This window comes from Hansschlegelia beijingensis (assembly GCF_045505405.1).
Classification (GTDB): Bacteria; Pseudomonadota; Alphaproteobacteria; order Rhizobiales; family Methylopilaceae; genus Methylopila; species Methylopila beijingensis_A.
The window spans coordinates 1-11,674 of record NZ_JBJKEX010000076.1; the positions used below are offsets into that span (position 1 = coordinate 1).

Annotated in this window: 12 protein-coding genes; 8 read left to right on the forward strand and 4 right to left on the reverse strand. The window is 69.1% G+C overall.

What is annotated here, in order from left to right:
* Positions 1–333: 333 nt before the first annotated feature.
* A complete protein-coding gene (gene secA, locus ACIKT0_RS07135; protein WP_407104672.1) occupies positions 334–3,063 on the reverse strand; it encodes a preprotein translocase subunit SecA in 2,730 nt (909 codons plus the stop codon).
* Between the two features lie 218 nt (positions 3,064–3,281).
* Here secA and ACIKT0_RS07140 point away from each other — a divergent pair, with 218 nt between their 5' ends.
* From ACIKT0_RS07140 to ACIKT0_RS07150, 3 genes are all read left to right on the forward strand, one after another.
* The gene (locus tag ACIKT0_RS07140; RefSeq protein WP_407104673.1) at positions 3,282–4,211 is read left to right on the forward strand and encodes a peptidylprolyl isomerase; all 930 of its coding nucleotides are present in this window, start codon (positions 3,282–3,284) and stop codon (positions 4,209–4,211) included.
* 168 nt (positions 4,212–4,379) lie between these two features.
* Positions 4,380–5,612 carry a bifunctional glutamate N-acetyltransferase/amino-acid acetyltransferase ArgJ gene (gene argJ / locus ACIKT0_RS07145; protein ID WP_407104674.1) on the forward strand — a complete coding sequence of 411 codons (1,233 nt, stop codon included), beginning with the start codon at positions 4,380–4,382 and terminating at the stop codon, positions 5,610–5,612.
* A gap of 25 nt (positions 5,613–5,637) precedes the next feature.
* The gene (locus ACIKT0_RS07150; RefSeq protein ID WP_407104675.1) at positions 5,638–6,057 is read left to right on the forward strand and encodes a (deoxy)nucleoside triphosphate pyrophosphohydrolase; all 420 of its coding nucleotides are present in this window, start codon (positions 5,638–5,640) and stop codon (positions 6,055–6,057) included.
* Positions 6,058–6,064: 7 nt separating this feature from the next.
* On the opposite strand, the gene ACIKT0_RS07155 is transcribed toward ACIKT0_RS07150, so the two are convergent.
* Positions 6,065–6,937, reverse strand: a complete 873-nt coding sequence (locus ACIKT0_RS07155) for a methyltransferase domain-containing protein (RefSeq protein ID WP_407104676.1) — start codon at positions 6,935–6,937, stop codon at positions 6,065–6,067.
* Positions 6,938–6,980: 43 nt separating this feature from the next.
* A complete protein-coding gene (locus tag ACIKT0_RS07160; protein WP_407104677.1) occupies positions 6,981–8,240 on the reverse strand; it encodes a class I SAM-dependent methyltransferase in 1,260 nt (419 codons plus the stop codon).
* Between the two features lie 58 nt (positions 8,241–8,298).
* Between ACIKT0_RS07160 and ACIKT0_RS07165 the strand changes: the two genes are divergently transcribed.
* The 5 genes from ACIKT0_RS07165 to ACIKT0_RS07185 all read left to right on the forward strand — a co-directional run bounded on the left by ACIKT0_RS07165 (position 8,299) and on the right by ACIKT0_RS07185 (position 11,179).
* The gene (locus ACIKT0_RS07165) at positions 8,299–9,096 is read left to right on the forward strand and encodes a double zinc ribbon domain-containing protein (protein WP_407104678.1); all 798 of its coding nucleotides are present in this window, start codon (positions 8,299–8,301) and stop codon (positions 9,094–9,096) included.
* Positions 9,097–9,139: 43 nt separating this feature from the next.
* A complete protein-coding gene (gene grxC / locus ACIKT0_RS07170; protein ID WP_183396663.1) occupies positions 9,140–9,397 on the forward strand; it encodes a glutaredoxin 3 in 258 nt (85 codons plus the stop codon).
* Positions 9,398–9,405: 8 nt separating this feature from the next.
* On the forward strand, positions 9,406–10,278 hold the full coding sequence (locus ACIKT0_RS07175) for a carbon-nitrogen hydrolase family protein (protein ID WP_407104679.1): 873 nt from the start codon (positions 9,406–9,408) through the stop codon (positions 10,276–10,278).
* A gap of 7 nt (positions 10,279–10,285) precedes the next feature.
* Positions 10,286–10,744 (forward strand): DUF1178 family protein, encoded by a 459-nt coding sequence (locus ACIKT0_RS07180; protein ID WP_407104680.1) that lies wholly within the window; start codon positions 10,286–10,288, stop codon positions 10,742–10,744.
* Positions 10,745–10,960: 216 nt separating this feature from the next.
* Positions 10,961–11,179, forward strand: coding sequence for a hypothetical protein (locus ACIKT0_RS07185; protein ID WP_407104681.1), 219 nt, complete (start codon positions 10,961–10,963; stop codon positions 11,177–11,179).
* Here ACIKT0_RS07185 and ubiG read toward each other — a convergent pair.
* Positions 11,176–11,674: bifunctional 2-polyprenyl-6-hydroxyphenol methylase/3-demethylubiquinol 3-O-methyltransferase UbiG (ubiG, locus tag ACIKT0_RS07190; RefSeq protein WP_407104682.1), on the reverse strand; the 499-nt coding region annotated here is incomplete at its 5' end. The genes ACIKT0_RS07185 and ubiG overlap by 4 nt on opposite strands.

The following is an 11,674-nucleotide window of genomic DNA, read 5'->3' on the forward strand; positions in this document are numbered from 1 at the left end:
GCGGCCACGTCTTCATCATCGATGTCGCAGAAAGAAGGCCGCGATCGCGCCCGCGCTCGGCTGACGCCGCAGCGTCGTCCAAGGCCAATCCGCGGGTGGCCTCGGCCTTCGCCGGCTACCGCTGACGCTCTCTGCATCGCGCCGCCGCAGGCGCGATCGCGGCCTTCTTTCTGCGACATCGATGATGAAGACGTGGCCGCGCGCCCGGGGGGCGCTGTCGGCGTAGGCTGCGCGCGAACGCGAGCCTCTCCGGCTACGGAACCTCAGTGGAGCGCGCCGGACGGGGGCGCGCTCCCCGTCAGGGGGAAGGGGAGCTGGCTGCGGTCGACCGGCTCAGGCGAGCCGGCCGTGGCAGTGCTTGTACTTCTTGCCCGAGCCGCAGGGGCAGGCGGCGTTGCGCGGCGTCCGGTCCCAGGTGGTCGGATCGTTCGGGTCGACGTCCTGCGGCAGCCAGCCGGTGGCCGTAGCCGCCGCGGTCGCGGGCGGCGCTTCGGCGAGGGCGAACTCGTTGTCCCCGGTGAGCGGGTCGACGTGGATCGCCTGCATGTCCGACATCCCCTCGTCGGCGAGCGGCGGAGGAGTCTGGACGAGCTCGATGCGCATCAGCTGGCCCGTCACGGCTTCCCGCAGCCGCGCCAGCATGGCCTGGAACAGCTCGAAGGCCTCGGACTTGTATTCGTTCAGCGGATCGCGCTGCGCATAGCCGCGCAGGCCGATCACCTGCCGCAGGTGATCGAGCGTCGCGAGATGCTCTCGCCACAGATGATCGAGCGTCTGCAGCAGGACCGCCTTCTCGATCTGCGTGGCGACGTCCGGCCCGAAACGCGCGGTGCGTTCGGCGGCCGCCTCGTCGGCGGCCTTGATCAGGCGGGCCCGGATCTCCTCGTCCGCGATGCCTTCCTCGGCCGCCCAGGCGACGACCGGAAGGTCGAGGTTCAGGATCTCCCGGACCTCCTGCTCGAGACCTTCGGAATCCCACTGCTCCGGATAGGCGTTCTCCGGGATGTGGCGCGCCACGATGTCCTCGATGACGTCGTGCCGCATCTCCGTGATCGAGGCCGCGATCGAGTCGGCCCGCAGGAACTCCAGCCGCTGCTCGAACACCGCCTTGCGCTGGTCGTTCATGACGTTGTCGTACTTGAGCAGGTTCTTGCGGATGTCGAAGTTGCGCGCCTCGACCTTCTTCTGAGCCTTCTCGAGCGCCTTGTTCACCCAGGGATGGACGATCGCCTCGCCCTCCTGGATGCCCAGCTTCTGCAGCATGCCGTCGATGCGCGCCGAGCCGAAGATGCGCATGAGGTCGTCCTGCAGAGACAGGAAGAAGTGCGACCGGCCCGGATCGCCCTGACGGCCGGACCGGCCTCGCAGCTGGTTGTCGATGCGGCGGCTTTCGTGCCGCTCGGTGCCGACCACGAACAGGCCGCCGGCCTTGAGGGCGATGTCCTTCTTGGCCGCGATGTCGGCCTTGATCTCCGCGATCCGGCGCTCGCGCTCCTCGGGGTCGTCGACGCCCGAAAGCTCGCGCTCGATGCGCATCTCGAGGTTGCCGCCGAGCTGGATGTCGGTGCCGCGTCCCGCCATGTTGGTCGCGATCGTGACCGCCCCGGGCACGCCGGCGTCGGCGACGATGTGCGCCTCCTGCTCGTGGTACCGGGCGTTCAGGACCTGATGGGGAATCTTCGCTTTGGTGAGCGCCTCGGAGAGCTGCTCGGACTTCTCGATGGAGGTGGTGCCGACCAGGATCGGCTGCTGACGCTCGCGGCAGTCGCGGATCAGCTCGATGATCGCCTTCTCCTTCTCGCCGGCCGTGCGATAGACCTCGTCATGGTCGTCGATGCGGGAGACGGGCAGGTTGGTCGGTATCTCGACCACTTCGAGCCCGTAGATGTCGAGCAGTTCCTCGGCCTCGGTCAGCGCCGTGCCGGTCATCCCCGACAGCTTGTAGTACATGCGGAAGTAGTTCTGGAACGTGATCGAAGCCAGCGTCTGGTTCTCGGGCTGGATCTTCACGCGCTCCTTGGCTTCGAGCGCCTGGTGGAGCCCCTCGGAGTAGCGCCGGCCCGGCATCATGCGGCCGGTGAACTCGTCGATGATGACCACTTCGTCGCCGCGGACGATGTAGTCCTTGTCCTTCTGGAACAGCTTGTGGGCGCGCAGCGCCTGATTGACGTGGTGGACGACCGTGACGTTCTCGACGTCGTAGAGGTTGTCGCCCTTGAGCTGCCCGGCCTCCTCGAGCAGGCGCTCGATATGCTCGTTGCCCGCTTCGGTCAGGGTCGCGGTGCGCTGCTTCTCGTCGACCTCGTAATCCTCGGGGACAAGCTGCGGAATGAGGGCGTCGACCGCGACATACAGGTCCGAGCGGTCTTCCATCGGGCCGGAGATGATGAGCGGCGTGCGCGCCTCGTCCACCAGGATGGAGTCGACCTCGTCGACGATCGCGTAGGCGTGGCCGCGCTGGACCATGGCGCGGACGTCATACTTCATGTTGTCGCGCAGATAGTCGAAGCCGAGCTCGTTGTTGGTCGCGTAGGTGACGTCGCAGGCATAGGCCTCGCGCCGCTGGTCGTCGTCGAGCCCGTGCACGATGACCCCGACCGAAAGCCCGAGGAAGCCGTGCACGCGGCCCATCCAGCCGCTGTCGCGCTGAGCCAGGTAGTCGTTGACCGTGACGACGTGGACGCCCTTGCCGGCGAGCGCGTTGAGGTAGGTCGGCAGGGTGGCGACCAGCGTCTTGCCTTCGCCGGTCTTCATCTCGGCGATGCGGCCCTCGTGGAGGGTGATGCCGCCCATCAGCTGGACATCGAAATGGCGCTGGCCCAGCACGCGCTTGGCGGCTTCGCGGACCACCGCGAATGCGGGCACCAGAAGATCGTCGAGGGTCTTGCCGTTCGCGAGCTGCTCGCGGAATTCGGACGTCTTCGCGCGCAGCTGCTCGTCCGTCAGAGCCGCCATCTCGGGCTCGAGGGCGTTGATTGCGGCTACGCGCGGCCGCATGGCCTTGATGCGCCGCTCGTTGGATGAGCCGAACAAACGTCGGGCGAGACCGCCGAACATGGGCACCTTCCTCGATGAACGCGGACCTAGGGCGCGAAAGGCGCCGGCTCCGGTCGGGCCCGGAGCCCGCAAGTCACCTCGAAATCCGTTCTTTTTCGAGGCGCTGATCACGCGGCGTAGACCAGCGACCGAGATAAGAGGGGGCCGGAGGGTTGTCAATGCGGGGCCTTTCCGACACATTCCCGCGCCGTCGGGGCGCGAAGACGCCAAAACGGATGGTGTTCATGACATTCTCTGCACTGAGAACCCGGCGCGCGCAGGCGCTCGGAGCGGCGCTTGCCCTCACGCTGGCGGCGGCCACTCCGGCCTTGTGCCAGACGCCTCCCGCGGCGGACGCCAAGGAAGCCCCGAAGCAGGATCCCTCCACCGTGCTCGCCAAGGTCGACGGCGTGGAGATCACGGCCGGCGACGTCGCCGTGGCCAGTGAGGATCTCGAGCAGTCGATGTCGTCGATGACGGAGCCGCAGCGCAGGGACTACGCGCTCAACTACCTCATCGACCTGAAGCTCGCGGCCCGGGCCGCCGAGAAGGAAAAGCTCGGCGACACCGACGAGTTCAAGAAGCGGCTCGCCTACCTCAAGGATCGCGCGCTGATGGAGGAGCTGCTCCAGCGCGAGGCCAAGGCCGCCGTCACCGACGAGCGGCTGCACAAACTATATGATGAGACGGCGAAGAACCTGAAGCCGGAAGAAGAGGTTCACGCCCGCCACATCCTGGTGAAGACCGAGGACGAGGCGAAGAAGGTCGAGGAGCGGCTCTCCAAGGGCGAGGATTTCGCCAAGATCGCCAACGAGGTCTCGATCGATCCGGGCTCGGCGAAGCAGGGCGGCGACCTCGGCTTCTTCGCCCGCGGCCAGATGGTGCCGGCGTTCGAGGAGGCGGCGTTCAAGCTGGAGCCCGGCAAGGTCTCGGCTCCGGTCAAGACCCAGTTCGGCTATCACGTCATCAAGGTGGACGAGAAGCGGACGCGCCCGATCCCTGCCTTCGAGCAGGTTCGGCCGCAGATCGAGAATTATGTGGTCCGCACCGCGCAGCAGGATCTCGTGCTGAAGCTGCGAAACGACGCGAATGTCGAGCGCACGGACGCGGGCAAGCCGCTCGCGCCGTCGGAGCCTGTTCCTGGGGCGCAGCAGCAGGACGCCGCTCCGAAGTAAGAGCGTCGGGGCGCGGCCGACGCGCCTCGTCGCCGGCCTCCTGGCGGGCCGCGTTAAAGTGCGACGCCCGGCTCTCGGGCCTCGCCCTCCTATCCTGCCGTCCCGGTGTCGCGGGCAGATCCCGGCTATAGCCGGGGCCCGAAGCCCGGCCAAGCAATGGGCTTAGCAATGTCCTCGGCCGTGTCGCCGCTCGCGCCTAAATCCCTGCCGACGCTCCCCGGCCTCGCCGGAGTGAAGCTCGCGACTGCGGAAGCCGGCATCCGCTATGCGGGGCGGACGGATGTGCTGCTCGCGAGTTTCGCGCCCGGAACCTCGATCGCCGGCGTCTTCACGCGGTCTCGCTGCCCCTCGGCGCCGGTCGAGTGGTGCCGCGAGCGGATCGGCGGCGGACGGATCCGGGCCCTGGTGGTCAACTCCGGCAACGCCAACGCCTTCACGGGCGCGACCGGGCGAGCGGCGACGAAGCTTACGGCGGAGCTCGCCGCCAAGGCGCTCGGCTGCTCCGAGGACGAGATCTTCCTGGCCTCGACCGGCGTCATCGGCGAACCGCTCGACGCGTCGAAATTCGCAGGCGTGATGGAGGGGCTCGCCGATCGCGGCGCCGAGGACGCATGGGAGGCGGCCGCCCGCGCCATCATGACCACCGACACCTTCCCGAAGCTCGCCACCCGGCGCGCCGAACTCGGCGGACGGACGGTCACGATCAACGGCATCGCGAAGGGCGCCGGCATGATCGCTCCCGACATGGCGACGATGCTCGCCTTCGTGGCGACCGACGCGGCGATCGCGCCCGCCGCGCTACAGGCGGTCCTGGCCGCCGCGACGGAGCGCTCGTTCAACTGCGTCACGGTCGACGGCGACACCTCGACCTCGGACACGCTGCTCGCTTTCGCGACCGGTGCGGCCGGAAACGCGACGATTTCCGACCCGCAGGACCCTGCGCTCGCGGCGTTCGCGGCCGCGTTTGAAGACCTGCTTCTCGAACTCGCCCAGCTGGTGGCCCGGGACGGCGAGGGCGCGCGCAAATTCGTGACTGTCGAGGTGGAGGGCGCAGAGAGCGATCTCTCCGCGCGCAGGATAGCGCTCTCGATCGCGAACTCGCCGCTGGTGAAGACCGCTATCGCGGGCGAGGACGCGAACTGGGGCAGGGTGGTCATGGCGGTCGGAAAGGCCGGCGAGCCGGCCGACCGCGACCTGCTCTCGATCCGCTTCGGCGACCTCCGGGTGGCGCATCTCGGCGCTCGTGATCCCGCCTATGACGAAGCGACGGCGTCCGCCTACATGAAGCGCGAGGAGATCGTGATCGGCGTCGATATCGGTCTCGGTCAGGGCAGGGCGCGCGTCTGGACCTGCGATCTGACCGAAGGCTACATCGCGATCAACGCCGACTACCGCTCGTGAGGAGCCGCTTCAGGTGGGAGCGGCCGTGACCGCCGCGGGCGCCGGGCCGAAGCTCGTGCTTGTGGTCGCCTGCGCGCTCGTCGACGCCGACGGCCGGGTGCTGATCACCCAGCGTCCGGAGGGCAAGGCCCTGGCGGGCCTGTGGGAGTTTCCCGGCGGCAAGCTCGAGCCCGGCGAGCGGCCGGAGCAAGCCCTCATCCGGGAACTGGCGGAAGAGCTCGGAATCGTGGTCGAGGAGCCGTGCCTCGCGCCCCTGACCTTTGCGAGCCACGCCTACGAGGCCTTCCACCTGCTGATGCCGCTCTACGTGTGCCGGCGCTGGACCGGCGTCGTGCAGGGCCTGGAGGGCCAGGCCACCCGCTGGGTCCGTCCCGAGCGGCTGCGTGACTTTCCGATGCCGCCGGCGGACGAACCGCTGATCGCGCACCTCATAGATCTGCTCTGACCGTCGCTCAGGAGGCGGGGTTTTCCTTCACGCCCAGCACGTCCGCAAGCCGCGCGCGGGCGCTGCCGGGGCGCAGAGGCTTCTGTTGCCCCGGGTCCGGCGCCCAGCCGGACAGCCAGACGATCTCGAACGTCGCGCGGACCCGGCCGTCCCCATCGGCGAAACGATCCGCATAGATTTCCAGCGCGCGCGCGAGCGTCGCGCGCCGCAACGGCGTCCGTCGGCGCTCGGCCAGGACGTTCGTGGCGCCCCAAGCGCGCAGGTCGGCGATGAGGCCGAGCGGGTTGTCGTAGCGCGCGACGACGCGATCCACGTCGGTCACCGGCAGCGCGAACCCGGCCCGCTGCAGCAGGCCGCCGAGCGCCCGGACATCGGCGAACGGCAGAACGCGCGGACTTGCGCCGCCCTCCGTTTCCGCCTCGGCCGCTGCGAAGGACTGGCGAAGCTCGGACAGGCTGTCGCGGCCAAGCAGCGCGGCGAGGAACAGGCCATCGGGCCTGAGCGCGCGCCGCGCCTGCGCGAGCAGCCCCGGAAGATCGTCGGCGAGTTGCAGCGCGAGCGACGACACGATCAGGTCGAGGCTCTCGGAACGGAGCGGCAGCGCCTCGTGGTCGCAGACGAAGGAGGCCGCGTATGCGGGTTCAGGCGTAGCCCTGAACGCCGTCCCGTTCGGGTTCCGCCGCCTCAGAAGCCGGATGATCTCGTCTCCGGAACTCGCGAGATCGAGCGCGACCGGAAAAGGCCGAAGAGTGGCGGCGAGGCGATCCTCGGCGTCTTCGGCAATCCGCGCCCGCAGGAAGTCGGGCCCGCCGCCCGCTCCCGCGCGAAGCCGGCGGAGCCGGAGGGCGGGGCGGTCGATCAGGCGGCGTGGTTCGGGCATGCCGGTCACATCATGGCTCGGCGCGCCGCGCGCAACCCGCTGTTCAGGCGCGCGACGCCGCGGCCGCCGGATGCGCCTGGCGCTCCCGCTCCCGCTCCTCGAGCCGGCGTTCCGCTTCACCCATGTAGTCGCGCGCCAGCGGCAGCGCGTCCACGTTCCGGCTCAGCTGGATCTGGAAGACCATGTGCTTGCCGTAGCGGAAGCTGAACTCGCTGACGAGCAGGTAGAACTCCCACATGCGGCAGAACCGCTCGCCGAGCAGGGCCTTCGCCTTGTCGCGGTTTGCGGCGAAGCGGTCGCCCCAGGCGAGCAGAGTCTCGGCGTAGTGCAGCCGCCAGATCTCGATGTCGTCGATCCAGAGCTTCGAGCCCTCGATGGCGGCGGTCGCCTCCGAGAGGGCCGGCGCATAGCCGCCGGGGAAGATGTACTTCTTGATCCAGGCTCCCGTGGAGCCGGGCCCGCCCTTGCGGCCGATAGAGTGCAGCAGGGCGACGCCGTCGTCGGTCAGAAGCTCCCGCACCTTTCCGAAGAAGGCCGGGAAGTTCGCCAGGCCGACATGCTCGAACATGCCGACCGAGACGATGCGGTCGAACTTGCCGGCGACCTCGCGGTAGTCGCGCAACTCGAAGCGCACGCGGCCGGACAGCCCGCGCTCGGCGGCGCGCTGCGTGGCGAGCGCGTGCTGCTCGGTCGACAGGGTCACGCCGAGCACTTCGACGTCGCAGGCCTCGGCGAGGTAAATCGCCATCGATCCCCAGCCCGAGCCGATGTCGAGCACCTTCTGGCCGGGCCTGAGATCGAGCTTGGCGGCGATGTGGCGGAGCTTGTTGACCTGCGCCTGCTCGAGCGTGTCCTCGGGCGAGCGGAAATAGCCGCAGGAGTAGTTCAGCCCCTCATCGAGGAACAGGCGATACATCTCGTTCGAGAGATCGTAATGCGCCTCGACGTTCTTCTTCGAGCGGCCGAGGTCGTTCTTGGGCGCGAAGCGCCGCATGCGCTTGATCCAGCCGCGCAGCGTCCGCTGGATCGGCTGGGCGCGCAGGCTGGTGCGGTTGATCGCATAGAGCGTGAGCAGGTCGCGCAGCGTGCCCTGCTCGATGGTGAGCCGCCCGTCCATATAGGCTTCGCCCGTGTGGAACTCGGGGTTCAGCAACAGCTGCCGGTGCAGCTTGGTGTCATGCAGCTTGACGGTGACGGTCGGCCCCGGCGCGCCGCTGAGGACGTGGCGGCGGCCCTTGCCGTCGACGATGGTGAGCGACCCGGTGCGGATGAAATCGCCGAGGATCGTGTTCAGAACAGGCATTGACGGCTCCGGAGCGGCGTGCGGACATCTGCTTTAGTGCAGCGCGAGCCGAGTTGCGATGCCCTTTGAAGCGCCCGTCACCCTGCCAGGGTCTTCCGCGTTTCGGGCGCTCTCGTTCGCGGGCGCGGGCGCCGCGCGCGCCGCGAGCGCGGCGCTCAACTTCGCGATCCCGCCGCAATGCCTCGCCTGCTCCAGGCCTGTCACCAGTGTGGGCTGCGTTTGCGCCGTTTGCTGGAGCGGGCTCGGCCTGATCGAGCGCCCGTTCTGTGAGCGGCTCGGAACGCCGTTCCCGGCTGACTACGGTCCGGGTCTGCTGTCTCCGGCCGCGATCGCGAACCCACCGGCCTATGACCGCGCTCGCGCGGTGGCGCGCTTCGACGGCGCCGCGCGGGAGCTCGTGCATCGGCTGAAATATGCCGATGGAGCGCATCTGGCCCGGCCGCTCGGCGCGATGATGGCGCGCGCCGGCCATGAGCTTCTCAGCGGAGAGCCGCTTCTTCTGCCCGTGCCGCTGCATCGCTTCCGTCTGTGGAGCCGGCGGTTCAACCAGGCGGCGCTGCTTGCGCGGGCGGTCGCCGGGATCACGGGCGCGGAGCTCCGTTCGGACCTGCTGATCCGGCGCAAGCGCACGGCGCCTCAGGTGGGGCTGAGCGCGAGCCAGCGCGCGCAGAACCTGGCGGGAGCCTTCAGCCTCGCCGACGGAGCCGCGGCTCGTCTCGCCGGTCGGGCGGTGGTGCTGGTCGACGACGTGCTCACCACGGGCGCGACCGTCGACCGGCTCGCGCGCCTCGTCCGCCGCGCCGGCGCGGCTCGCGTCGACGTGCTGGTGTTCGCGCTGGTTGTGAAGGACGGCTGACGTTCTATATCGTCGAGGCTCCGATCCGCTGCCAGAGGCGAACATGCCGTCCGTGACGATCTTCACGCGGTCCACCTGTCCGTATTGCGACATGGCCAAGGACCTGCTCGACCGGAAGGGCGTCTCCTTCGAGGAGATCGACATCGGACGGGAGCCGGCCCGGCGCGCCGAGATGATCTCGCGCGCCGGGGGACGCACGACGGTGCCGCAGATATTCATCGACGGTCGCCATGTCGGGGGCTGCGACGACCTTTATGCGCTCGATCGGTCCGGCGGCCTCGATCCGCTGCTCGCGGCGTGACCGCGACTATGGCGAAGCGCACCTTCATCGCGGCCTGCGTGCAGATGCGGTCCGGCCGAACCGTCTCGAGGAACGTCGAGGAGGCGGTCCGTCTCGTCAGCGACGCCGCCGCGCAGGGCGCGAATTATGTCCAGACGCCCGAAATGACGAACATCCTGGTTCGCTCGCGGGCGGAGCTGTTCGACGCCATTCTGCCGGAGGAGGCCTGCCCCGCGCTCGCCGCCTTCCAGGAGCTCGCGCGGGCGACAGGCGTCTATCTTCATCTCGGCTCGCTCGCGATCCGGCTTGAAGGAGAGCGCGCCGCCAACCGCAGCTTCCTGATCGACCCGGAGGGCGACATCGTCGCCCGCTACGACAAGATCCACATGTTCGACGTCGACCTCCCGGACGGCGAGACCTGGCGGGAATCAGAAACCTATCGGCCCGGCGAGCAGGCCGTCACGGCTCGTCTCCCATGGGGCGCCATCGGGCTGACCATCTGCTACGACGTCCGCTTCCCGACCCTACACCGCGCGCTCGCGGAGGCCGGGGCCGAGGTCCTGGCTTCTCCGGCTGCGTTCACCAAGAAGACCGGCGAGGCGCACTGGCACGTCCTGCTGCGCGCCCGGGCTGTGGAGACGGGCTCCTTCGTGGTGGCGGCCGCGCAAGGCGGCAAGCACGAGGACGGTCGCGAGACCTTCGGCCACAGCATGATCATCGACCCCTGGGGCCGCGTGCTCGCGGAGGCCGGCGACTCCCCGGGCGTGGTGATGGCCGAGATCGACCTTGATAAGGCGCCGGAAATCCGCCGCCGGATCCCCTCGCTTGAAAACGGCCGCCGCTTCAGCGTACTGCCACTCTCGAACGAACCGACCTTCCTGCGCGACGCCGTCGGCGGCTGATTGATCCATGATCCGGTACGACCTCCTCTGTGGCGACGGCCACGCCTTCGACGCGTGGTTTCGCTCCGCGAGCGATTTCGACCAGCAGGCGGAGCGGGGCCTGCTGTCATGCGCGGTGTGCGGGTCCGTCGAGGTCCGAAAGGCGCTCATGGCTCCTGCGTTGACGGCCGGACGTTCGGGCGCAGCCATGGAGGCTCCGCCGCCGGAAGCGGCAAGCTCCGGCGTTCCGCTCGTCACCGGGCGCGACGAGAAGCTCCGCGCGCTGCTGCGTGAGCTCAAGGCGCACGTCCAGAGCACGTCCGAGGACGTCGGCGACCGCTTCCCGGAGGTTGCGCGGCAGATGCACGCAGAGGAGATCGAGCATCGGCCGATCCGAGGCCGCGCGACCGCGCAGGAGGCGAAGGCGCTCCTCGAGGAGGGCGTTCCGGTCTGTCCCCTGCCGACGTTCCCGGAAGACGAGAACTGATCAGGCGCTGCTTGACTTCCGGCGCAGAACCCTTAGCTCAGCCCGCGTTGCGGCGGCCTCGGCCGCGCAGCTCCCACAGCACTTCGGACCTTCAATGTCAGACGACGACAGTAGTCGATTGACCGTGCCGCACGCGGCCGTTCGCGCCCAGCGCGCCTGATCGTCGATCGGGCTCGCCCGCGACCGGCGCTTGCAGCCGGTCGGAAGAGGTGAGCCATGGGCCTTCTCAAGAGCTTCCACGTACGTCCGCGCGCCGAGCGACTCGTCGCGCCCGGCGATATCGCGCGCAGCGAGCATGGCACCGACCTGGTGATGATCGTCCTGCTCGGGCTGATCTTCGCCCCGATCGTGGCGATGCATCTCGCCTTCGCGATGGGCGCCGGCCCCGCCGAGGCCGCTCCCGCCCCGATCGAACAAGCGCGAGCCGTCCGCTAGACGACGTCCGGACGCGCCGCGGCGAGCGTGTAGTTGACCGCGACGTCGTCGCTCGCCGCCCAGAGGTTCCTGAGCGGGTTGAACTTAACGCCCCGCACGTCGGAGACCTCAAGGCCGGCGAGGCGGCACGCTCGGCCGAGCTCCTCGGGCGTGACGAACTTCTCGTAGGCGTGGGTCCCACGCGGCAGCCATCTCAGCACATATTCCGCGCCGATGATCACCAGCGCGTGCGCCGCGAGCGTCCGGTTGATCGTCGAGAACAGCGCGAGGCCGCCCGGACGGGTGAGCGAGGCGATCACCGCCACGAACGCCTCGACCTTCGTCACGTGCTCCACCACCTCGGAGGCGACCACGACGTCGAAGCTCGCGCCCTCGGCGGCGAGCGCCTCCGCGGTGGCCGACCGGTAGTCGATCTGCCCCACGGGGGTCTGGAACACGCTGGTCGCCTGGGCGGCCTTGATCGAGGGCGCGCCGCCGCTGCGGGTGGTCTCCGCC